This window comes from Bacillus sp. AL-1R (genome assembly GCF_052180195.1).
Classification (GTDB): Bacteria; Bacillota; Bacilli; order Bacillales; family Bacillaceae_G; genus Gottfriedia.
The window spans coordinates 3,516,518-3,539,664 of the sequence record NZ_CP197469.1 but is presented as its reverse complement, the minus strand read 5'-3'; the positions used below and the strand labels follow the sequence as shown (position 1 = coordinate 3,539,664).

The 23,147-nt window shown below is 32.3% G+C and carries 25 protein-coding genes; 17 read left to right on the top strand and 8 right to left on the bottom strand.

What is annotated here, in order from left to right:
• Positions 1-129 precede the first annotated feature (129 nt).
• From ACSBO6_RS16995 to tpx, 6 genes are all read left to right on the top strand, one after another.
• Positions 130-1,002, top strand: a complete 873-nt coding sequence (locus tag ACSBO6_RS16995; RefSeq protein ID WP_098847662.1) for an aldose 1-epimerase family protein — start codon at positions 130-132, stop codon at positions 1,000-1,002.
• A gap of 231 nt (positions 1,003-1,233) precedes the next feature.
• Positions 1,234-2,808 (top strand): acyl-CoA synthetase MbcS, encoded by a 1,575-nt coding sequence (mbcS, locus tag ACSBO6_RS16990; RefSeq protein WP_098847664.1) that lies wholly within the window; start codon positions 1,234-1,236, stop codon positions 2,806-2,808.
• Positions 2,809-2,915: 107 nt separating this feature from the next.
• Positions 2,916-4,490 carry an amidohydrolase gene (locus tag ACSBO6_RS16985; protein ID WP_098847667.1) on the top strand — a complete coding sequence of 525 codons (1,575 nt, stop codon included), beginning with the start codon at positions 2,916-2,918 and terminating at the stop codon, positions 4,488-4,490.
• Positions 4,491-4,777: 287 nt separating this feature from the next.
• Positions 4,778-5,284 (top strand): DUF2953 domain-containing protein, encoded by a 507-nt coding sequence (locus tag ACSBO6_RS16980; protein WP_180232996.1) that lies wholly within the window; start codon positions 4,778-4,780, stop codon positions 5,282-5,284.
• An 11-nt stretch (positions 5,285-5,295) separates the two neighbouring features.
• Positions 5,296-5,739: a GerW family sporulation protein gene (gene ytfJ, locus ACSBO6_RS16975; RefSeq protein ID WP_098847671.1), complete on the top strand. Its 444-nt coding sequence runs from the start codon at positions 5,296-5,298 to the stop codon at positions 5,737-5,739.
• Between the two features lie 91 nt (positions 5,740-5,830).
• Complete coding sequence (gene tpx / locus ACSBO6_RS16970; RefSeq protein ID WP_098847673.1) at positions 5,831-6,331, top strand: thiol peroxidase; 501 nt, start codon at positions 5,831-5,833, stop codon at positions 6,329-6,331.
• A gap of 159 nt (positions 6,332-6,490) precedes the next feature.
• Here the strand turns inward: tpx and proC are convergent, their stop codons facing one another.
• Positions 6,491-7,297 (bottom strand): pyrroline-5-carboxylate reductase, encoded by an 807-nt coding sequence (gene proC, locus ACSBO6_RS16965; RefSeq protein WP_098847675.1) that lies wholly within the window; start codon positions 7,295-7,297, stop codon positions 6,491-6,493.
• A gap of 163 nt (positions 7,298-7,460) precedes the next feature.
• On the opposite strand from proC, the gene ACSBO6_RS16960 reads away from it, so the two are divergent.
• The 5 genes from ACSBO6_RS16960 to ACSBO6_RS16940 all read left to right on the top strand — a co-directional run bounded on the left by ACSBO6_RS16960 (position 7,461) and on the right by ACSBO6_RS16940 (position 12,371).
• Positions 7,461-8,501: a phosphatidylglycerol lysyltransferase domain-containing protein gene (locus tag ACSBO6_RS16960; RefSeq protein WP_098847677.1), complete on the top strand. Its 1,041-nt coding sequence runs from the start codon at positions 7,461-7,463 to the stop codon at positions 8,499-8,501.
• 307 nt (positions 8,502-8,808) lie between these two features.
• Positions 8,809-9,801, top strand: coding sequence for a class I SAM-dependent methyltransferase (locus tag ACSBO6_RS16955; RefSeq protein ID WP_098847679.1), 993 nt, complete (start codon positions 8,809-8,811; stop codon positions 9,799-9,801).
• 90 nt (positions 9,802-9,891) lie between these two features.
• A complete protein-coding gene (locus tag ACSBO6_RS16950; protein ID WP_098847681.1) occupies positions 9,892-11,082 on the top strand; it encodes an acetate kinase in 1,191 nt (396 codons plus the stop codon).
• 105 nt (positions 11,083-11,187) lie between these two features.
• Positions 11,188-12,039 (top strand): EcsC family protein, encoded by an 852-nt coding sequence (locus ACSBO6_RS16945; RefSeq protein ID WP_098847683.1) that lies wholly within the window; start codon positions 11,188-11,190, stop codon positions 12,037-12,039.
• Between the two features lie 143 nt (positions 12,040-12,182).
• Positions 12,183-12,371 (top strand): hypothetical protein, encoded by a 189-nt coding sequence (locus ACSBO6_RS16940; protein ID WP_098847685.1) that lies wholly within the window; start codon positions 12,183-12,185, stop codon positions 12,369-12,371.
• A 51-nt stretch (positions 12,372-12,422) separates the two neighbouring features.
• On the opposite strand, the gene ACSBO6_RS16935 is transcribed toward ACSBO6_RS16940, so the two are convergent.
• A complete protein-coding gene (locus ACSBO6_RS16935) occupies positions 12,423-12,746 on the bottom strand; it encodes a hypothetical protein (RefSeq protein ID WP_098847687.1) in 324 nt (107 codons plus the stop codon).
• Positions 12,747-13,106: 360 nt separating this feature from the next.
• On the opposite strand from ACSBO6_RS16935, the gene ACSBO6_RS16930 reads away from it, so the two are divergent.
• From ACSBO6_RS16930 to ACSBO6_RS16920, 3 genes are all read left to right on the top strand, one after another.
• Complete coding sequence (locus ACSBO6_RS16930) at positions 13,107-13,880, top strand: SDR family oxidoreductase (RefSeq protein ID WP_098847690.1); 774 nt, start codon at positions 13,107-13,109, stop codon at positions 13,878-13,880.
• A gap of 193 nt (positions 13,881-14,073) precedes the next feature.
• The gene (gene ald / locus ACSBO6_RS16925; protein WP_098847692.1) at positions 14,074-15,207 is read left to right on the top strand and encodes an alanine dehydrogenase; all 1,134 of its coding nucleotides are present in this window, start codon (positions 14,074-14,076) and stop codon (positions 15,205-15,207) included.
• A 191-nt stretch (positions 15,208-15,398) separates the two neighbouring features.
• The gene (locus ACSBO6_RS16920) at positions 15,399-15,623 is read left to right on the top strand and encodes a hypothetical protein (RefSeq protein ID WP_286138442.1); all 225 of its coding nucleotides are present in this window, start codon (positions 15,399-15,401) and stop codon (positions 15,621-15,623) included.
• A gap of 58 nt (positions 15,624-15,681) precedes the next feature.
• Here the strand turns inward: ACSBO6_RS16920 and ACSBO6_RS16915 are convergent, their stop codons facing one another.
• Entirely contained in the window at positions 15,682-16,206 is a 525-nt protein-coding gene (locus ACSBO6_RS16915) for a GNAT family N-acetyltransferase (protein WP_098847695.1), read from the bottom strand.
• Between the two features lies 1 nt (position 16,207).
• Positions 16,208-17,302 carry a M24 family metallopeptidase gene (locus tag ACSBO6_RS16910; RefSeq protein WP_098847698.1) on the bottom strand — a complete coding sequence of 365 codons (1,095 nt, stop codon included), beginning with the start codon at positions 17,300-17,302 and terminating at the stop codon, positions 16,208-16,210.
• Between the two features lie 190 nt (positions 17,303-17,492).
• On the opposite strand from ACSBO6_RS16910, the gene ACSBO6_RS16905 reads away from it, so the two are divergent.
• Positions 17,493-18,179, top strand: coding sequence for a metal-dependent hydrolase (locus tag ACSBO6_RS16905; RefSeq protein ID WP_098847701.1), 687 nt, complete (start codon positions 17,493-17,495; stop codon positions 18,177-18,179).
• Between the two features lie 129 nt (positions 18,180-18,308).
• A complete protein-coding gene (locus ACSBO6_RS16900; RefSeq protein WP_098847703.1) occupies positions 18,309-19,625 on the top strand; it encodes a DRTGG domain-containing protein in 1,317 nt (438 codons plus the stop codon).
• A gap of 75 nt (positions 19,626-19,700) precedes the next feature.
• Here the strand turns inward: ACSBO6_RS16900 and ACSBO6_RS16895 are convergent, their stop codons facing one another.
• Positions 19,701-20,738, bottom strand: coding sequence for a hypothetical protein (locus tag ACSBO6_RS16895; RefSeq protein ID WP_098847709.1), 1,038 nt, complete (start codon positions 20,736-20,738; stop codon positions 19,701-19,703).
• Positions 20,739-20,771: 33 nt separating this feature from the next.
• Positions 20,772-21,062, bottom strand: a complete 291-nt coding sequence (locus ACSBO6_RS16890) for a YtpI family protein (protein WP_098847712.1) — start codon at positions 21,060-21,062, stop codon at positions 20,772-20,774.
• Positions 21,063-21,156: 94 nt separating this feature from the next.
• On the opposite strand from ACSBO6_RS16890, the gene ACSBO6_RS16885 reads away from it, so the two are divergent.
• The gene (locus ACSBO6_RS16885) at positions 21,157-22,095 is read left to right on the top strand and encodes a DHH family phosphoesterase (RefSeq protein ID WP_098847829.1); all 939 of its coding nucleotides are present in this window, start codon (positions 21,157-21,159) and stop codon (positions 22,093-22,095) included.
• Positions 22,096-22,143: 48 nt separating this feature from the next.
• Here the strand turns inward: ACSBO6_RS16885 and ytrI are convergent, their stop codons facing one another.
• Together ytrI and ytrH are read right to left on the bottom strand one after the other, a co-directional pair.
• Positions 22,144-22,647 (bottom strand): sporulation membrane protein YtrI, encoded by a 504-nt coding sequence (ytrI, locus tag ACSBO6_RS16880; protein ID WP_098847715.1) that lies wholly within the window; start codon positions 22,645-22,647, stop codon positions 22,144-22,146.
• Positions 22,647-22,982 (bottom strand): sporulation membrane protein YtrH, encoded by a 336-nt coding sequence (gene ytrH, locus ACSBO6_RS16875; protein ID WP_286138445.1) that lies wholly within the window; start codon positions 22,980-22,982, stop codon positions 22,647-22,649. The genes ytrI and ytrH overlap by 1 nt, the downstream gene beginning before the upstream one ends.
• Positions 22,983-23,147 lie beyond the last annotated feature (165 nt).

Here is a 23,147-nt window from a genome sequence, read left to right as displayed (position 1 = left end):
AATAATGGATTAAGGGGTAGGGTTAAACCTACTCCTTTTCTATTTGCTCTACCTATTATTTTAGTTGATTTAATAATAAAGATTAACTTTGTTATAATTGAGGGAATAAATTAAAGGAGAGTTCTGTTCATGTCATATATTGAAAATGAATTTATTAAAATTACAACTAAATCACAGGGAGCAGAGTTGACGGGTATTTATACAAAAAAAGATAATCTAAATTATTTATGGAATGCTGACCCAGCTTACTGGGGGAGACATGCTCCTGTTTTATTTCCGAATGTAGGTAAATTAATTGATAATCAATATAAAGTAGATAATAAAATCTATGAGCTTTCTCAACATGGATTTGCAAGAGATATGGATTTTCAATTAACTGAAATGAAAGAAGACTGTATAAACTATGAGTTAAACAGTAATGAACAAACGCTTTTAAACTACCCATTTCAATTTACTTTAAAGATTAATTATAAGATTTTGAACAATACTGTTTTTATTAAATATGTAGTAACGAATAATGATCAGAAATCAATGCCATTTTCAATAGGGGCTCATCCTGCGTTTAATATACCTCTGAAGAAAGATGAAACTTTTGAGGATTATTACTTACAGTTTGAAGAGGAAGAAAGATTAGAAACAATTAAATTAGAAGGACCATATCGAAGTGGTAAAAGAGAACTAATCGGTCAAAATATTAAAAATTTATCATTAACTAGAGAACTATTTAATGATGATGCGTTAATTTTTGAAAAACTTAATAAAAACAGTTTGACAATTCGTTCGAAAAATCATCGTAATAAAATCAAAGTTGATTTCGAAGGGTTTCCATATGTTGGAATCTGGACCACGCAAACAGCACCTTTTCTATGTATTGAGCCATGGTATGGTGTTGCAGATGAAATCGGTCCAGTAAAAGAAATGAAAGATCGACTTGGAATTCAAATGCTAAATCCGAATGAAACATTTACTTGTACATACAGTATTACAGTTGAAAGTGATTAATTTACAGGATGTTCGAGCACCCCGTAATAGGAATCTTATTCCACTTTCTTCTGGGAAATAAACTATCATTTTCAGGTAGTTTATTTTTTTTTGTGAATTTTTGTTTAAATTTTCAGAAAAATAGTCGAAAAATAGCAGGAATTGATTAGACAATTAACGAAACCATTATTATTCTATTTTGCAAAATACAAAATATAATTTTAGTAATGATCAAAAGGGGGACTAACTAAGATGAACAGTACAAGTCTAATCGCTCCAAAAGTATATAATCTCGTTTGGGAAATTGAAAAATTTGCTACAACTGATAAAGTGGCATTAAAGTGGGTTGACCTAAATGGAGAATCACATCAATTAACATATAAGGAACTTTATAATAAAGTTCACCAATATGCCTTTACATTTAAAAATAGTGGCGTCGTAAAAGGGGACAAACTTTTTGTCATGATGCCTAGATGTGTTGAGACTTATGTAGTTTATTTAGCTATTTTAAAAATTGGATGTGTTGTCATTCCTGGATCTGAAATGTTAACGGTTAAAGATATTCAATATCGACTTGAACATAGCGAAGTAAAAGCGATTGTATCGCATGATGAATATATAGGTACGTTTAGCGATATTGCTAAGAGCGGAAAATATAAATTATTTACTATCCATAATCAACAAACCTTGTGGACTTCGTTAAATGACCAAGCAATTAGCGGAGCACATGTATTAACTGTGGAAACGAAAAGTGATGACTTAGCGTTTATTTCATATACGTCAGGAACGACTGGAAATCCTAAAGGTGTTGTACATACTCATAGTTGGGGTTATGCTCATATTCGTACAGTTGCTTCAAATTGGCTCGATGTGACTGAAGAAGATACTGTATGGGCAACTGCAGGGCCGGGGTGGCAAAAGTGGATCTGGAGTCCATTTTTAGCGACATTAGGCAGTGGGGCAACGGGATTCTTTTACGAAGGGAAATTTGATGCAGGTACCTTCCTAACATTGCTAAAGGAGCAAAATATTACAGTATTTTGTAGTACGCCAACCGAATACCGATTTATGGCAAAGGTTGAAAATCTAGATCAATATCAATTACCGGCATTACGAAGTGCTGTATCAGCAGGAGAGCCTTTAAATCAAGAAGTAATCCGTACATTCAAAAAACATTTCAATGTTGATGTAAGGGATGGTTATGGACAAACTGAAAATACATTATTAATCGGAACGATGAAGGATATTAAAGCAAAAGTAGGATCAATGGGGATACCAACTCCAGGAAACTTAGTTGAAATCGTTGATGATGAAGGAAATCCAGTCGGGGTTAATGAAGTGGGGCATATCGCAGTACATTTAAGTTCTCCAGCATTGTTTAAGCATTATTATAATGATCTGGAGCGTACAAAAGCACAAAGAAAAGGTGAGTATTATTTAACGGGTGACCGCGCTAAGAAAGATGAAGATGGCTACTATTGGTTTGATGGCCGTAGTGATGACATTATTATTAGTTCTGGTTATACAATTGGTCCTTTTGAAATAGAAGATGCTTTAGTTCAACATAAGCTTGTAAAAGAATGTGCAGTTGTTGCTAGTCCAGATCCTTTACGTGGTAATGTTGTTAAAGCATTTGTTGTTTTGACTGAAAATGCTTCTAATCAGGAAGAGTTAATATCTGAACTTCAAGAACACGTGAAAAAAATTACTGCTCCATATAAATATCCACGTAAAATTGAATTTGTCCAAGAGCTTCCAAAAACAACTTCTGGAAAAATTCGCCGAGTAGAATTACGTGCGATGGAACAATTACGTGAATCGAATTAAATAAATACTTATGTTAAAATGAGGGAAAATTCCCTCTTTTTTTGATTTTAGGACAATTTACTTTGCAGATTAATAAACAAATTTATGTGAACGGATGGTGGAATGAAATGAAGAAGCTTTGGCATAATGGTTTATTTTATACGATGGAAGGTGAGGGGGAAACTGTAGACGCAATCATCACTGAAGATGAAAAAATTATAAAAACAGGAACATTTGAAGTACTGCTTTCATTTTTAGACGGTGAACAATTTGAGAAAATGAATTGTAACGGAAAAATAGGTTTTCCAGGTTTTATAGATAGTCATTTACATTTAATCGGTCATGGAGAAGCGATGAATCGTGTAGATTTATCAAAGTGTCAATCATATGATGAGATGATTGAACGAATGAAGAGAGCTGTAAAGGACGCACACCCGAATGAGTGGATTGTTGGGGAAGGATGGAATGAAAACGAGTGGGAATCAAAAGCAGAATTCTGTATTGATGATTTAAATCGTTTATCAAGTACAAATCCGTTTGTATTAAAAAGAACTTGCAGACATGTTTACTTTGTAAATGCTATAGCACTTAATCATGCTCAAATAAATGAACATACCCAAATTGAAGGAGGACAAATTGGTTGCTTTGAGGACGGTTGTTTAAATGGATTATTGTATGATGAAGCGGTCAATTTAATCATTAAAGCGATGCCAGCACCTGATGATCAGTATTTGTCAAAAGCTATCATTTCTGCTATTAAAGATTGTTACCAATACGGTATTGTTGGAGCGGTAACAGAGGATTTATCCTATTACGGAAACGCCAATCTAGTGATTGATTTATATGAGCAATTGTTAAATGAAGTGCCATTTCATACGCATGTTTTAATTCATCACACGACTTTGGATGAAGTGAAAGGAAGAGTACATAAAGGGAATAAGAATGTATCATTTGGAGGCGTAAAAGCATTTATTGATGGCTCGTTTGGTGGTCGCACTGCACTATTAGAAAAACCTTATGACGACGATCAAAGTACAACAGGATTACAAGTAACTTCTTTAGAAAAATTAGAAGTAATTACAAAAAAAGCACGTGAAAATAAATTGCCAATAGCATTTCATATGATTGGAGATCTTGCAGTAAAGCAAGCTATTGAAGTTGTTAAAAAATATCCTAATCAAACTCAGCTACCTGATCGATTTATCCATTGCTCTCTTTTATCTCCAAAATTAATTGAGGAAATGAAAGAATTAAACATCGTTGTGGATGTCCAAACATCATTTATCTATGCCGATTATCCATGGTTAGTAGATCGTATTGGACACAGTCGAAATGAATATGCATTTTTAATTAAGTCACTGCTAAATGAATCAATCGCTATAGCGAATGGTTCGGATACACCGATTGATACAATTAATCCGTGGCAAGGCATATATACAGCGGTTACCCGAAAAGCAAAGGATCATAGAGCATATAATATTGAGGAAGCAATTAGCCTATATGAAGCAATTAAACTATATACGATTGATAGTGCAGCCTCATTCCATCAAGAAGATAAAAGAGGTCTCATAAAAGAAGGATATTTTGCAGATTTTATTTTATTTGACGAAAATCCATTTGAGATAGAAAAAGATGAACTACTGCATGTTAAATGTAGTGAAACAATTTGCCGAGGAAATATTGTCTATAAAAGACAGGGGTAATTTAACAAAATGACAAGCTTGGTTGTCTTTGAGGTTGTCCTGTGATCAGCTAATTTCAAAAATCTTATATTTTACTACTCGAAAAGAATGGTATGTATTTTACCATTCTTTTTTGTTTATCTAGAAGTTGCTTTGACCATAATGATACAAAAAAGGGTGGTTTTTTGCTTTACATATACTCTATTCTAATTTTTATTGCAATCGTTGTTTTTCTGTTAATAATTTTCATACTTTTTATAAATATGAAGGTCAATATTTTTTCCGTTTATACAAATGAAGAACGATTTATGAATATTAAACTGTCTATTTTGAACAACTTATTGCATTTTTCTTTTACGATTCCTTTAAAGAGACCGAAAGAAGTAAAAGAAGATCTTTCAGACTTAGAGAAAAAGAGAGATTTGTCCGTCCTACAACAAATTGATTTTTTCATAAATTTATACTCCAACGGACATACTATCATTAGAAAATTTTTAAACTCAGTACAAATTTACAATTTAAATTATCATATTCATTTCGGTGTTGGAAATTCTGCTTTAACAGGGATATCGATTGGGACAGCCTATAGTGCGATCGGAATTTTTGAAAACTTATTAAAGAAATTTACGATATTACATCATCCACCTACTATTGATATCACGCCCAATTATTATACTTCCGTATTGGAAACTAGTGGTAAGATACGGTTTTCATTTTCGGTACGAAAGGCCGTCTTTGCGGGATTATTATTACTTAAAGCATATTTGAAAACTAGAAAAGAATTTAGAGCAACACATCCAATCGAAACTAATTAGAGGTGATTACAATGAGTCAACATCCTATTGGAGACTTAATGCACGCGGCAATGGAAAATTTATCAGCAATGATTAATGTAAATACAATAATTGGTGATCCAATTTCAACACCAGATGGAAGCCTAATCTTAACCGTATCAAAAGTAGGAGTTGGCTTTGCAGCTGGTGGAAGCGAATTTCGAAATTACCATTTAGTAGATGGTGTTAAAGAAGCTGAAGTAAGAAGTCCACATCCATTTGGAGGAGGTACAGGTGGCGGTGCATCAATCACTCCAATTGCATTTTTAATCGTAGGGAAAGATGGTGTTAAACTACTTCACCTAGATCAAAATACACATTTAATTGAAAAGTTAATGGATTTAACACCACAAGCTTTAGAAAAAGTAAAGAAATATATGAAGAAAAAAGATGATTCAGATCACCACGCTGAAGATTTTGAACCAGATTTAGATTAAATATAAAATTTAAGTAAAGTTAATTGCATTCAAGGTTCCCTTCCAGTAAGATAAATGTTGTGAACATTTTGTAATTTTGGGAGGAAATATCATGGCAACTGTAACATTTAAAAACAATCCAGTAACTCTTATTGGACAAGAAGTAAAAGTAGGAGATAAAGCTCCAAGCTTTACTGTATTAGCAAACGATTTAAGCCCTGTAACTTTAGAGGCTTCAGCTGGTAAAGTACGCTTAATTAGCGCAGTACCTTCTGTAGATACTGGAATTTGTGATGCACAAACTCGTCGTTTTAACGAAGAATTATCAAACGTAGAAAACGTTGAAGTATTAACAATTTCTATGGACTTACCATTCGCACAAAAAAGATGGTGTGCTGCAAGTGGTTTAGAAAATGTACATACTTACTCAGATCACCGTGATGCATCTTTTGGTGAAGCATTTGGTGTTTTAATGCAAGAATTACGTTTATTAGCACGTGCGGTATTCGTAGTAGATTCAAATGACGTTGTTACTTACGTTGAGTATGTAGCTGAAGGTACAACTCATCCAAACTATGAAGCAGCAATCGAAGCTGTAAAAGCTGCTAAATAATATAAAAAACACTCTATCAAGAGGTAAAGGCTGTCGAGTAGAATCTCGGCAGTTTTTTTGTATTAAAAAAGGCATTCATAAATATTGAATGCCTAAAGCCTGGAACGCCCGTTTTCTTCATGACTTTACTAAGTTATGGTGCTCATTACTTAGTCAAAATTATTTACCTAGAGACATTGATTTCTCAGTACAACGTTCCATAGCTGAAATAATAGATGAGCGGAAGCCTTGTTTTTCTAATTCGGCAATTGCTTCTATTGTTGCACCACCTGGTGTGCAAACTTGGTCCTTTAATTCGCCAGGATGTAATTCAGTCTCAAGTACCATCTTTGCTGCACCTAAAACTGCCTGGGCAGCTAACTTATATGCTTGGTCACGCTTTATACCTTGTAATACAGCTCCGTCTGCTAAAGCTTCAATCATTAAGTAAACATAAGCTGGAGAAGAACCACTTATTGCGGGAATCGCATCCATTAATTTTTCACTTACTAATTCGCATTTCCCGAAGCTATTGAAGATTTCCATTACTTCAGCTAACTCATCATCGGTAACTAATTGATTATGACAAAGTGCACTCATGCCTTCTCTAACTAGCGAAGGAGTATTTGGCATCGTTCGAATGATTTTTACCTCTTTACCGAATGATTTTTCGACACCTTCTAAAGTAATTCCAGCGGCAATCGTAATGATGACAGTATTAATTGAAACAAATTCTTTAATTTCTTCAATGATAGTTGGATATAGATCAGGTTTAACTGCTAGAAACAAATAATCAACCTGTTTTGCTAAATCGATATTACTATTTAATGTTTGAACTTGATATAAATCCTTCACTTTTACAAGTGTTTCATTAGACCTTGCACTGACAAAAATTTGATGCTTTTCAATTACCTTCGAATCAATTAAGCCACCAATCATAGCTTGGGCCATTTTACCGCAACCAATAAAACCAATCTTTTTATTCATTCGTTCACATCCATTATATATAATAAATTGAATTATACAGGAGGAGCTAATGATTACCAAATAATACACTATTAAAAAAATTAATTAATGGATATCCATAAGAGGATATTTTTTTGTAAAATAGAATTTGTAAAGAAAAACGACTCTTTGTTTTGGGGGTATTATGAAAGAATTTTTAAAAGAATCAAATCATAAAACGACAATTGAGATTATTCAACAACTTATTAAAACATATGGTGGAACTTCATTAACACATTTAGGATTACTTGGAGATAAAAAAGTATTTCTATCAGAAGATCAAAAGTCTGCATTTGTTTACCGTAAACAAGGTAATAAATTAGTTGTTCTATGTGAACCAATTGGTGAGATTTCTTTTGAAAAAATAAAGGAGTTTGAAAATTATTCAAGGGCTATAAAATGTATTCCGTGCTTTTATCAAATAGATGAAAACTCAAAAATGTTTTATGAAAAAGCTGGCTATCGGTTGTTAAAATTAGGTGAAGAAGCAATAGTTGAACTAGAATATTTCGAAATTGCAGGTAAAAAAGGCGCAAAACTAAGGACAAAAAGGAACAAATTCATTCGACAGGGATATCAATTTGAAGTATCAATGCCTGGCCATTCTACTGATCTACTTCAAGAACTAAAAGGAGTTTCGGACGTATGGTTAAATGGGAGAGAAGAGTTATCTTTTTCAGTTGGTTCTTTCCATTATGATTATGTTTCAAATTTTCCGATAGGAATTTTAAAAGATAAAAATGGTCAAGTTATTGCTTTTGCGACATTACCGATTCAAGGAGAAAATATAACAATCGATTTAATGAGATATTTAAAAGAATTACCATATGGAACAATGGATATGCTTTTTGTTTCGATTATGTTTTGGGCAAAAGAAAATGGATTTAAAAATTGCAGTCTTGGAATGGCACCTTTAGCAAATGTTGGCCAAGAATCAAAATCATCAATCATCGAAAAATCTGCAAAGCTGATCTTTAAATATGGTAACTCAATCTATAACTTTAAAGGATTATTAACATTTAAAAGCAAATTTGCAAATAAATGGGAATCAAAATACTTAGCATACAAACCATATACACTACTATCGGTTATCACGAGCATATATCGCTTAGTACATGGAACAAAATCTTTGAACTACATAACACGGTTTAAGAAGCCAATCGAAAAGAAAATGAAAATAAGTTAAACAGGCTACTTTAATAAAAAATCTATATATATCATTACTTTTTTCAAGAGTACGAAAATAAGGACCTTACTAATAGAGGTCTTTATTTTTTTATATACTGATCAATAAAAACTACATAAAAAATTCAAAATGTATTAATTAAAAGTAAATACTCTTCAATTAAAATTAAATTAACAGTACTGGATTAAAATGAATGAAAAAAACCAAATACTTTCTAATAGAAGAATTTATTAAAGTGGACACGTTTAAGAGCCATACGTATAATGAAAAACAATGACTGTTCTATTATGAAAGTGAGGAAGGAAAAATGGTAAAAGAGAATTCAGTGGAATTTTTATTTAAATACATAGATGAATCGACAGAATGTTTAAAAGATAATTTAGAAATTTCTTATTTAGAGGCATTAATTGAAACAGGTGAAAATTTCTTTGAAGGGGAAGTAATGCAAGAAGAAATTACTGGTTCACAAAAAGAAAAGCTTATGAATACAATTCAACAATTCACAGCCGTTTCAAAAGATAATGAGAGTATTCGTAGAGCATTTCAATTAGCGATATTAAAAGGTATGAAGCAAGGGGTACAAACAAACCATGAAATGACGCCAGATGGTATTGCTTTTATTATTACTTATTTAGTTGGAAAGTTGACTGAAGGTAAACAAAATTTAACGATTTTAGATCCAGCGATTGGTACAGGAAATCTTTTATTAACAATTTTAAATTCTACAAAGGATAAATTTGCTGCTTCTGTTGGAATAGATGTAGACGACGTTCTTGTTAGAATTGCATTCGTTATTGGCAACTTATTAGGACATGAAATAGAACTATTTAATCAAGATAGTTTAGCGCCTTTATTTGTTGATCCGGTTGATCTTGTCGTTTGTGACTTACCCATTGGGTATTATCCAAACGCTGATCGTGCAAAAGAATATAATTTAAAAGCAAAAGAAGGCATGTCTTATGCTCATCATTTATTTATTGAGCAAAGTATGAACTACTTAAAATCTGGTGGATTTTTCATCTCATTAGTGCCAAATCACTTATTTACTTCAGAGCAATCTGCGCAATTACAAAGCTATATTAATGAAACAGGTGTTATTCAAGGATTGATACAGTTGCCAGTATCTGCCTTTAAGGACGAAAGACATCAAAAAAGTATATTAATTATCCGCAAAAATGCAGAAAATATGAAGAAGCCAAAACAGGCTTTATTAGTTGATTTCCCTAAGTTATCGAATATGAAGGCAGTTGAAGATATTATGCTTCAAATGAATGAATGGTTTAAAGAAAATTTACAATAATTGAACTTTTAAACACGTAAACTAATTTGTGTTATAATAATTTCAGCTTAAAAAATATAACAGTTTCATGTTTAAAGGAGATGTAAAAACATGGCAAACATTCTTGCTATTAATGCAGGTTCATCGTCATTAAAATTTCAATTAATTGAAATGCCTAGCGAAAAAGTACTTACAATTGGTTTAGTAGAACGTATCGGTTTAAAGGATAGCGTTTTTGTAATTTCAGTAAACGGTGAAAAAATTAAAGAAGTAACTGATATTGCTGATCATTCTGTTGCAGTAAAAATGCTTCTTGAAAAGCTAACAGGTTTAGGAATTATTTCTTCATTCGATGAAATTCATGGTGTTGGACATCGTGTAGTTCACGGTGGAGAATTATTCACAGATTCTGCTTTAATCACTGAAGAAGTTGAACAACAAATTGATCAACTTTCAGATTTAGCTCCACTTCATAACCCAGCTAACTTAGTTGGTATTCGTGCATTTAAAGAATTATTACCAAATGTTCCTGCAGTAGCTGTATTTGATACTGCATTCCATCAAACAATGCCTGAAGAATCTTACTTATATAGCTTACCTTATGAGTACTATAAACAATTTGGTATTCGTAAATATGGATTCCACGGTACATCACATAAGTATGTAACAGAAAGAGCTGCTGAATTAATTGGTAAGCCACTTGAAGAATTAAGACTTATTTCATGTCACTTAGGAAATGGTGCAAGTATTGCTGCAGTTGATGGAGGAAAATCAATTGATACTTCAATGGGATTCACTCCGCTTGCTGGTGTAACAATGGGAACTCGTTCAGGTAACTTAGACCCTGCTTTAATACCATTTATTATGGAAAAAACAGGTAAAACAGCTGAGGAAGTACTTGATGTTTTAAATAAACAAAGTGGTATGCTTGGAATCTCTGGATTCTCAAGTGACTTACGCGACATTGAGACTGCAGCTGAAGAAGGTAATAAACGTGCGAAGATTGCTCAAAGTGTATTCGTAAACCGTATCCACAAATATTTAGGTTCATACGCTGCTCGTATGAAAGGCGTAGATGCAATCATTTTCACTGCAGGTATTGGTGAAAATGGACCTGAAATTCGTCAAGCCGTTCTTGAAGGTCTTGAATTTATGGGTGTGTATTTTGACCCAAGTAAAAATAACTTTAGAGGAAAAGAAGCTTTCATTAGCTTCGATCATTCTCCAGTTAAAGTAATCGTAATTCCTACAAATGAAGAAGTTGTAATCGCAAGAGATGTAGTACGAGTTGGAATGAAATAATCCGTTAGTAAACATAAACGTAGAGCATACAAAAATAGATGACCTCATATTCTTAAAATGAGATCACTTTTTGGCTCTACGTTTTTTTATATTTGAGGTGATAGTATGGATCAAATGAAAGAATATAATCTATGGCTTGAACTAAACGATTTGATTGAAAAGAAACATCAACAGCAAAATTTAAATAAAATTGAACTGATGTATCAAAATGCTTCTAATTTTCTCCTCAAAAAAATACCTCAGGGCTATTCGAAAACTTTAAATGAATTTTTTTCAACTGCTTTTTTCCACACTCAATCTTTAATACAAACAACAAAACAGTTTCAAGATAAGAAATTAGATATTCTAAATCGAGCACAAATATTAAGAAGAGATATTAGGACCATAAGCGATTTAAGAAAGTTACCATTAAGACAATTAAATTTCTTAGCTGAACAAGAAATATCGAAAGCATTAATTGTCTCAAGTGTTCAAGGTGGAATAAGTGGATCTAGTTCAAAGCTTGCTTTATTTGGAGATTTACCGGCTTTGTTATTTATTAATCTTAAAACTGTACAAGAAATAGCCCTTTGTTATGGATATGATGTAAGTATTCCAAAAGAGATGGAGTGTAGCTTAAAAGTGTTACAAGGTGCAATTCTCCCTTCTACCGAAAAATATGTTGTTTGGAGTAATTTAATGGACGATATTTTAAAGCATGAGGATTCAGACGTATTTGCAACTTGGGAAAATGAATTTAAGGGAGAAGGGGTTTATTACGCAGTCATCTTACAAATGTGCAAGTTATTAATGATTCATTCATTACGAAATAAAGTACTTGGTGGCATTCCTTTATTAGGCGTTACTGTTGGCTCAAAATGGAATGAATCTTTTACAAAAAACGTATTAGATTATACGAAGAAATTTTATCAATATCGTATATTATCAGAACGGGTAAACTATGAGCCAGCAGATTAATAAATCAAATTAGAGAAGATAATAATTTTTTGTGTTAGCTTTATTAGAGTATAGCTTGGTCAATATACGTAGTTCCTTGAATAGCGGTTTGGTTGTAAACGAGTATATGGTATGCTAAAAGAAAACCATTCAAGGAGAGAATTATGAAGCCAACATCAAGTTTTCAACTGGAACAATCCATTGGAAAGTTACGAAAAGTGGTTGACCAACTAAACAAGCAAATTAAAGAAGCATCTTCCGAAAAAGTTGCAAATGAAACGATCCGACTAAAAGAGGAACTAAAAATAATCGGAGAGACTCTTCTACAAATTCAAAAGCGCGAAAATGAATAAACATAACAATAGTGGTAATGGAAAAAGCTAACAAATTTATTGTTAGCTTTTTTAGCCGTGTATTTTTGTATCATTGGAAATTTGTTGATTACTTCTAAACCAAATCCAAAGATCGTTAATAATTGATGCCAAATCTGCAATTTCAGAATTTAATTTACAGCTCAATACAAAGTCAGACTCATGATTTAATTGCTCTTGTTTATGGTTAATCGAAAACTCTAATCGCTTAATTTGATCAGGTATACTACCACGTATATATTCCCATTCTGTTAGAATCATTTGTTGCTGATCGTGAGAGTAATCTTCCCAATCCAACTTAAGGCTTGGTAGAAAAATACCTAATCGTTCATCGTATGAAAAATAATCTTGTAACATTTTTACTCCACCTCTTCACTATATTATACATTGAAAAATTATGTGAAACATATTGATTTTTAAATTTCTAGATTTGTGATAAAGAATTGTCTGTAAATAGTTTAAAATCTAAAAATAAAAATTATTAAAATAAAAGGAAAATAATTCATAATAATAGAAAACATAGATATCTTTTAATAAAATAATCTTACTAAATTAAAGATAGTTGTATAAGAAAATGGCAAAATTTTTAATGAATTGACTTTTATGGATAAATAACATATTTAAAAAGGTTATTAAAAATACATACAATTGATTGATTTATCTAGATGATTTTCACGAATATATAAAATTATTTTTAGACTTGAAAGGAAGAGTTTTATGAGGCATGCTGTCATTACAGCAGGATCGAAGGGGTTAGGGAAGAAAGTAACTGAATCATTTTTAAACGAAGGTTATTCTGTAACTGTTACATACTTTTCTGATGAACAAGCTGTCAAAGCGCGAAAAGAAGAATGGAAAGATTACTTGGACCGAGTTCTTTTTGTAAAAGGTGATATTTGCGATAAAAAATTTATTAATGAGATTGTCTCAAAAACGATGGAGAAATTCGGAAGGGTTGATTGCCTTATTAATAATGCTGGCCCGTATTTATTTAACCGAAAAAAACTGGCTGACTATACGGATGAAGAATGGGAATACTTGTTGTATGGAAATTTGCATAGCGTGTTTTATCTTTTAAAGCAAATTATTCCAATTATGCGAAAGCAAAAATATGGACGGATAATAAATTATGGGTTTCAAGGTGCCAATTCAGCTTCGGGATGGATTTATCGTTCTGCATTCAGTGCAGCTAAAGTCGGTCTAGTATCATTAACTAAAACAATAGCCTATGAGGAGGCTGAAAATGGCATAACATCTAATATGATTTGTCCTGGAGATATTTTTGGTGATATGAAAGAATCAAATCAAACAGATGCAAGTAAGGAAGGAAAAGGCCTTGCACCAGTTGGAAGATCTGGTACGGGAGAAGATATAGCAAGAATGGTACAGTTTTTGTGTAAGGAAGAGTCTGATTTTATTACTGGAGATATTTTTGAAGTAACTGGTGGATTGGATGTTATTAATAAATACAGACATATTCCATTATCGTGAGAATTCATGGACAATTCCATTTATAAAGCATAATTTATAGTAAAAAAAGATTCTGAATTAATATTTATTAAAGGAAATTAAGCGTTTTCATTTTCTGCACTATTGTTTTGTGTTAATATAAAAATGTAATATTTATTTAATAAATAAAGCTCTTTAAGAGACACGAATTAAATATATTTCAGGGGGAAATAACATGCGCATTGGGGTACCAAAAGAAATAAAAAACAACGAAAATCGTGTAGCAATGACACCAGCTGGAGTAATGAACTTAGTTGGACATGGTCATTCAGTTTTTATTGAAACAAATGCTGGACTTGGTTCAGGGTTTACGAATGAAGAATACGTAAATGCCGGTGCAACAATTGTTGAAACTGCAGAAGAGGCTTGGAATAACGAAATGGTTATGAAAGTTAAAGAACCAATTCCAAGCGAATATGGATATTTCCGTGAAGGATTAATTTTATTCACATACTTACATTTAGCTCCAGAGCCTGAATTAACTAAGGCTTTAATTGATAATAAAGTAGTAGGAATTGCATACGAAACTGTACAAGTTGGTAATACATTACCATTATTAACTCCAATGAGTGAAGTAGCAGGACGTATGTCAGCTCAAATCGGTGCTCAATTCCTTGAGAAAAATAAAGGCGGAAAAGGTATTTTATTAGGTGGAGTACCAGGAGTACGTCGTGGAAAAGTTACAATCATTGGTGGAGGTGTAGCAGGAACAAATGCTGCTAAAGTAGCTGTTGGTCTTGGTGCTCATGTAACGATGATTGACTTAAATCCAGATCGTTTACGTCAACTAGATGACATTTTTGGTCATCAAATTACGACTTTAATGTCAAACCCTTACAATATTGCTGAAGCAGTTAAAGAATCTGATCTAGTAATCGGTGCAGTATTAATTCCAGGTGCAAAAGCACCAAAACTTGTAACAAAAGAAATGATCGAAACAATGGAACCAGGTTCAGTTGTAGTTGATATTGCAATTGACCAAGGTGGTATTTTCGAAACAACAGATCGTATTACAACTCATGATTTCCCAACATATGAGAAGCATGGAGTAGTACACTACGCTGTAGCAAACATGCCTGGTGCGGTTCCTCGTACTTCTACAATGGCACTAACAAATGTTACAGTACCTTATGCAGTTCAAATTGCTAACAAAGGTTATCAAAAAGCTTGCTTAGATAACGCTGCATTATTCAAAGGTATTAATACACTTGATGGATATGTAACATACGAAGCAGTAGCAGAAGCTCACGGCTTAGAATATAAAGAAGCAACTACTTTATTACAAGGTACATCTGTTTCTACAAACTAATAAAAAGTAAAATCCCTTTATCGAAATCGGTAAAGGGATTTTATGTTATTCTCAATTCTAATAACAGTCACTTTGTAATTTATAGTATAATTAGATTGTAATTTCCATTTTATGTAAAAAGGGTGATAGAATTGGAATTTATTTTTATACTTATTTTTCTGATTATGGGTATTTTGGGGTTTAACTGGCTAATGGGTTATCGTAACCAAAATATTACATTAGATTTAGATGAGCGCTATTTAGATTTAAATGAATATGCGAAGGCTGTGAAGGCTGAATTACAAAGCCAAGGTAAAACAGTTGATTACAGAGGAAATAGACTTTTTATCATAAATGGTAAACAATATCATCTAATTGAACGAAATGTATCAATGGGTGGTGTTCCATTACAACATACGATCCTTCAAAAGGTATAAAATAAAAACCCCCTTCTCTATATGATGAAAGGGGTTTTTACTTGGTAATTAAACTTTATTAAAAATTATATTCTTCTTTCAAAATGCTATATTGATACATATCACGATGAGCACCTTTAAAAAACTCATGCTTGCGCAATATACCATCTAAATGAAAGCCTAGTTTTGTAAGGAAATTTTGTGAAGCGATATTGTAATCGTATACTTCACCATATATTTTTATGAGTTTTAATTCATTAAAAGCGTAATTTAGTAGATAGTTTAATGCAAATGAACCAATTCCTTTATTTTGCATTGATTGATCTCCAATTACGATTCCAAAAGCGGCATGATTATTCTCTTGATCAAGATTTCCTAATTCAATTCTTCCAACACAAATACCATTGTATTCGATTGTGAACAAACGGAGATTAGGTTTAAGTCCGTCAAAATATTTTCCATATCCTTGTAGCATTTCATCTAAAGAACGTGGTTTTTCTATTCCGACAAGTTTACCAATCTCTTCATCACATTCCCATTTGTGCATAATTGGGACATCTGATGGAAGTACTTGTCGAATCGTTAGTAGTTCGGCTTGATTCATATTATAGGATGATTAATTCTTTAGGGAATTTTGTTAATGTGATTGCACCTGTTTCTGTAATAACGATATCATCTTCAATACGAACGCCACCTATATTTGGTACATAGATTCCTGGTTCAATTGTATATGACATACCCGTTTTAATAATATCAGTATTTGAATCATTTACTGATGGGTAATCGTGGATACCAATACCTAAACCGTGACCAATACGGTGAACGAAATATTCGCCATATCCAGCGTTTGCGATGACTTGGCGAGCAGCACGATCAACATTTCCTAATACCTCGCCTGGTTTACTTACTTCGATTGCAGCAAGTTGACCTTTTAAAACGGTTTCATAAATTTCTCGTTGTTGCTCATTTGGTTGACCAAACATTACTGTACGAGTAATATCTGAGCAATATCCATCAACGATAAAACCTAGGTCCATAAGTACGAAATCACCCTTTTTAATTGGGTTTGTACCTGGATTACCATGTGGTAAAGCTGAATTTGCACCAGTTAATATTAAAGTGCTAAATGATGTTTTAGAAATGCCTTTTTTCTTCATTTCATATTCCATTTCAGCAATTAAATCCATTTCTGTTTTGCCTTCAGCAATACGATCAACAATAATTTGGCAAGCCATGTCAGCCGCTTCAGCAGCAACTTGCATACGACGAATTTCTTCACTATCTTTAATTAAACGTAAGTCATGTAATTTTTCCTCAGCTGCAAGGAATTGTGCACCAGGGAAAAGTTGTACTAATCTTTCATAGCGGCCAACTAGAAGATGTTCTTTTTCAATCGCCATACGATTTACTGAAATATTGCGTTTTGCTAATGATTCTTGAATCATTGCCCAAGGGTCTTGACTATCATTAAAGCCTATTACGCCATATTTCCAGCCAGCATTTTGTACATGTCCAACTTCCATTTGTGGACAGACAAGAATTGGCTCTTCATTTGGAAATACAAGACAAGCTAAAAGACGTTCATGTGGATTACAATGGAAATTAGTTAAATAAAATACGTTCTCAGTAGATGTAATAAATCCTAGTTGAATATCTTGTTCTTTTAACCAAGTTGATAGATTTTGTATACGGTGTTCCATGTGTAACATCCTTTCTTAAAAAACAATTTACTGCAATAAACAAAAAAAGTCTCTACAGTTTGTAACACTCCTATTTTATCATTTTTTATCGAATTTCGTAAAATAGTTAACGTATTTCAAATTTTTGTAATAGAAAATAATCTGTTAAAATGTGTTAGAGACTAATTTTAAAATAAAGGAGCGACTTCAATTGAAAATTACATATTTTGGGCATAGTGTTATTTTAGTAGAACACGGTCAAGATTCAATTATTATTGACCCATTTATTAATGGTAATCCACATACTAATGTGAAAGTAGAAAATATTAAAGTGAATTATATTTATGTAACACACGGTCATGGTGATCATTTAGGTGACACAGTTGAACTTGCGAAACGAAATGATGCAACTGTTATTGCTCCAGTAGAATTAGCAACATGGATCTCTTGGCAAGGTGTTAATGTTGTCCCTATGCATATCGGGGGAGAAAAAGAGTTTTCATTTGGTAAGCTAAAATTAGTAGAAGCGATTCATGGTTCAAGTATTGTTGATGAAGAAAATAAACAAATTATTAATGTAGGACCACCATCAGGCGTCTTATTAAAAATAGCTGGTAAAACAATTTATCATGCTGGTGATACCGCATTATACAGAGGAATGAAAACATTAGGTGAGTATGAAAATATTGATATAGCCTATTTACCAATTGGTAATCATTTTACAATGGGAATCGACGATGCAGTGATTGCTTCTGAGTGGATTAACGCACAGCAAGTCATTCCAATGCATTATAATACATTTCCACCAATCCAAGTAGACCCAAATGAGTTCCTTGCAAAATTACCAAAAAATAATGGTTTTATTCATGAGCCAAATACAACAATTACACTATTGTAGTATCTGGCATAGAAAAAATATTAGTACAGTACTAGAAGCACGTTGAAACGTGCTTTTTTTCATGGTATGAATTGTTATATAATAGTTAATAAAAATATTAATACAACCATTGAAAGCTTGGTGAGGTAATTGACTACAAAGCATGATCAAATACTAGAACATATTGAACAACTACCAGTCGGTCATAAAATATCAGTTAGACAAATTGCAAAAGATTTAAGTGTAAGCGAAGGTACTGCATATAGAGCAATTAAAGATGCAGAAAATAAAGGATTTGTTAGTACTATTGAACGAGTAGGGACAATTCGAATTGAAACAAAAAGAAAAGAAAATATTGAAAAATTAACTTTTGCCGAAGTTGTTAATATCGTTGATGGACAAGTTTTAGGTGGAAAAGAAGGATTACATAAAACACTTAATAAGTTTGTTATTGGTGCAATGCAGCTTGATGCGATGATGAGATATATTAGTGCAAATAATTTATTAATCGTCGGAAACCGAGTAAATGCGCATGAATTAGCATTAAAAGAAGGGTCAGCAGTTTTAGTAACAGGTGGATTTGATACAGATGAAAGCGTAAAACGTCTTGCGGACGAAATGAAAATGCCGATTATTTCTTCTAGTTATGATACGTTTACTGTTGCGACATTAATTAATCGTGCAATTTATGATCAGTTAATTAAGAAAGATATCGTACTAGTTGAAGATATTTTAATACCAACTGAAAAAACAGCTACACTCTCTCCATTTGATGAAGTTGAAAAATGGTATGAATATAATCGAGAAACAGGTCATGGAAGATATCCTGTAATTGATGATCGAGGTAAGTTAATTGGCATTGTAACTTCAAAGGATATCATACATGAACAAAGAACCCAAAGAATTGATAAAGTGATGACTAGACATCCAATCAGTGTAAATGAAAAGATGTCGGTTGCTGCAGCCGCTAGAATGATGGTTTGGGAAGGTATAGAGTTGCTACCGGTCGTAAATACATCGAATAACTTAATCGGTATTATAAGTCGTCAAGATGTACTTGAAGCACTGCAGCAATTACAACGTCAGCCTCAAGTGGGCGAAACAATTGATGATATCGTTACTAGTCAATTTCATAATAATAAAGATCAAAAAAATGAGGACTTTACAATTAGATGTAATGTAACTCCGCAAATGACGAATGTAATTGGTACTCTTTCACATGGCGTATTTACGACGATTGTAACCGAGGCAGGTAAACGAGCCGTTCGTGATATGAAAAAAGGGGACTTAATCGTAGAAAATATAACTATTTACTTCGTACAGCCAGTTCAAATTGATGATGTCATTGAAATTAAACCAAAAGTTTTAGAATTGGGTCGTAAGTTTGGAAAAGTCGATGTTGAAGTATTTCAGCAAGGAACATTAGTTGGTAAAGCGTTAATGATGATGCAGTTATTAGATCGATAGATATGGAAGCCATATTAGGGCTTCCATTTTTTTTACAAAATAAAAAAGCAGGAAACCATTCCCTGCCTTTGAAGTTTATGAAAAAATCATCCCGTTTTTTACATTCGAAAGTAGTTTATTAACCCGATTAACAAATTCATTATTTTCGTTTCTAGTATCAAAATCTTTTGCTAAGTCATATACAATTTTTTCTAATTTCACTAAGTCGTAAATAAATTCATCTTCATTTATTTTCAATTTTTTCGCCATAAATAATGCTGCTAGCCAAAATTCGAATTTATATGATAGATTCGAAAGATTGTCGCATAAATCAACATGTTTATAAAACAATTCAATTGCTCTATCCGGATCACAAAACGTTAAAAAAATGATTTGCTCACTTAGTTCAGGAATGTATTTAGTGCGATTATATGTTACAAAATATGCTTTTTGTTGAATGATTAATGCTTCATCAATTTTTCTATCTTCTAGTAAAGGAAGAAGTAATTTTGAATAGGATTTGTGAATCGCTTCGTCACAATCAACAGTACTATTCATTATTTTATTTTGTAAATTTAAGGCTTCTTGAAGATGATCAGTTTTTAGTAAATAAATCATTTCGCTATACATTTCACATTTTTCACAATTACTTAAATTATCCCTTGGAGATTTTTTATATAGTTGATAGCTTTGTTTTGCGTAATCAATTTGACCTAAATATAAGTTCATTATAAATAGAGCTTGAAAATACGGTCTTAAAGAAAAGTTAGCAATTACTAAACGATTCTTAAAATCCTCGAAATAATGATGAATTTCCTCTAAAGAGAATCTTAGTGACTGGGGTATTATTTCTAACAACCATTTATACAGCCATAGAATCTGCTCTTGATCGATACGTTCTTCGTTTTGATCATATAAATCTACACACCATAAAAAGGTATCAATAAATAAGTCTATTTCACCAATAGAAAAAGCAGTTTCGGCTAATTCCATATTAACGTAATATAGATATCCCCATTCCTCTTGATTCTCTAATTCTTCTGCAAATGTCAGTAGTTTTTGAAGTTTAATACTAGAATGTGATAATTCTACTAGTTCATCAAATTTTGATGAAAATAGTTCTTCTGTCATCATGTAAGTTTTCTCACTTTCTAGATTACTTTAAGATTAAACAGTTTGTTTATTTTCAATTGCTTTATAATGTTTATTCTGTAAGTATCCACGATATAGATTTGCCACACCAAAAACGATGAACACAATCCCAACACAAATTCTTATTAATTCAAGATCTATCACAATTTGGTTTATACCGTAAAGCAATAGGAATAATCCAAAAGTTAATCTTGCACGTGATCCTGCAATTTTTTTTGTTAGTAGTTCGCTTGTAAAGAAAAATTTGGTAACGTAAAATAAGAAGAATAGAAAAGATATAATTACTATTGTTGCAATGCTATTCACTTAGCTTCCACCTTTCAATGACTAAATACATAATTATATTTTACAGTCATAGAAACTATATTTCAAAAGTTTTCATATAAAGGAGAGTTTAATGTTGAAGGAACAAATTTTAAAAGATATCCATTCGTTTGATACGATAATCATTCATCGTCATGTTCGTCCAGATCCAGATGCTATTGGTTCACAGTGTGGTTTAGCAGAGATGATTAAAGCAAGTTATCCTGCTAAAAAAGTATATGTAGTAGGACAATTGCCTGAGTCTCTAGCGTTTTTATATAAAATGGATGAAATTGAAGATGAAGTCTATAAGGATGCACTTGTCATTGTTTGTGATACTGCTAATACTGAACGAGTAGATGATGCTAGATATTCAACTGGAAAGAAACTGATCAAAATTGACCATCATCCAAACGTAGATCAATACGGAGACATTATGCATGTAGATACTACTGCCAGTTCAACTAGTGAGTTAATTTTTGAACTTGCAGAGAGTAGTAATGAACAATTAGTCGTAACTGACGAAGCTGCGAGACTAATTTATGCGGGAATTATAGGGGATACAGGAAGATTCTTATTTCCAAGTACAACAGAAAGAACTTTTCATGCAGCTAGTAGTTTGATTAAAAAGGATTTTTCTATTAATGAAATATATGACAATATGTACGAAACATCAATTGAGATGGCTCATTTAAATGGATATGTTCTTCAAAATTTTAAATTAACCAAAGAGGGAGTCGGTCATATCAACATGACAAAGGCTCTAATGGATGAATATAATGTAAACTCTGAACAAGCTTCATTGGCTGTAAGTTCACTTGGACATATAAAAGGGGTAAAAGCTTGGGTGATCTTTTTAGAAGAAGAGGAATTAATTCGAGTACGTCTTCGTTCAAAAGGACCAGTTATTAATGGAGTAGCTGCGATGTTTAACGGTGGTGGACATCCGCTTGCATCTGGAGCGAAAATCTTCTCATGGGAAGAAGCAGAAAAAGTAGTGGAAGAATTACAAAAAGTTTGTAGAGAAGAAATATAAAAGTTGAAAATAAATTTGAGAGGCTAATCAAGCAGTCTAGCCTCTCATTTATTTTGTGCTTTTTATTTTTAATGTAATTTCTAATACGGTATCAAAATAGATTGTATCGATTTCAAGTTTAAATCGCCGATCATCTTTAATATAAACTTTGTTTTCGATCGCCCGTCTTAATAATTCACGATTTTGGGAAACACTTTTTATATCTTGAGTAAGTAGGTTACTTAGGTCATTCTTTACATCACTAATAAGTTGATGATTCGTATATACATTTATATTGTATTGTTTGTAATTTAAGATTGTCACTTTGATTTCTTGAACGGTTAAATTTCGTTTCTTTTCCTTGTTCATTCGCTCCATATTTTCAAAAAATATATTTTTATCTCTTAAATATTCTTTATTGAGCATTTTCAATTCAGTTATTTGTTTTACTTGTTCTTCTTCTGTCACTCCATAAAAATAAATAAAGACAAGCCAGCTAATGATAAACCCGAAAAAAATGCCTACAAAAAATTTTGCCCAAGAGTGTGAGAGTTGTTCTGGAGGAGCTTTCATTATACATGTTCTCCTGTAAACCATTGGATAATGATTGTACCTGTATGTGTTCCACCCATGGCGGCTATAATCATGATAATTTGCTTAATGAATTCGATTGTTTCTCCTTCAAATAATCCTTTTTCAAAACTATAAAATGTATCAAATGTTCCACCTATCGCCCCAACAATTGCCCAAATTCGTAGTTTCATTGATAAATCATACATGCTGCTAAGTGGTGGCTGTCCAATGACATAGTAACCAATTGAACCAATGATCGATCCACCTATTATAATTCCTAGTGAAATAAAATACATTGAAATTAATGCTGGTATGAATGGCAACTTAAGCTCCAATTGTCCTCACTCCTTCAATTAATATATATGGACAAATTGTTACGTGTATGATGAGTATTAAAGTAAGTTTAAAATAAATGATTTGTTTTCTTTTTTACGAACAAAAATAGAATGTAAGTTCGTGTTTTGTGATAGAATAGATTATATTAAAAAGATGGTAAGGAG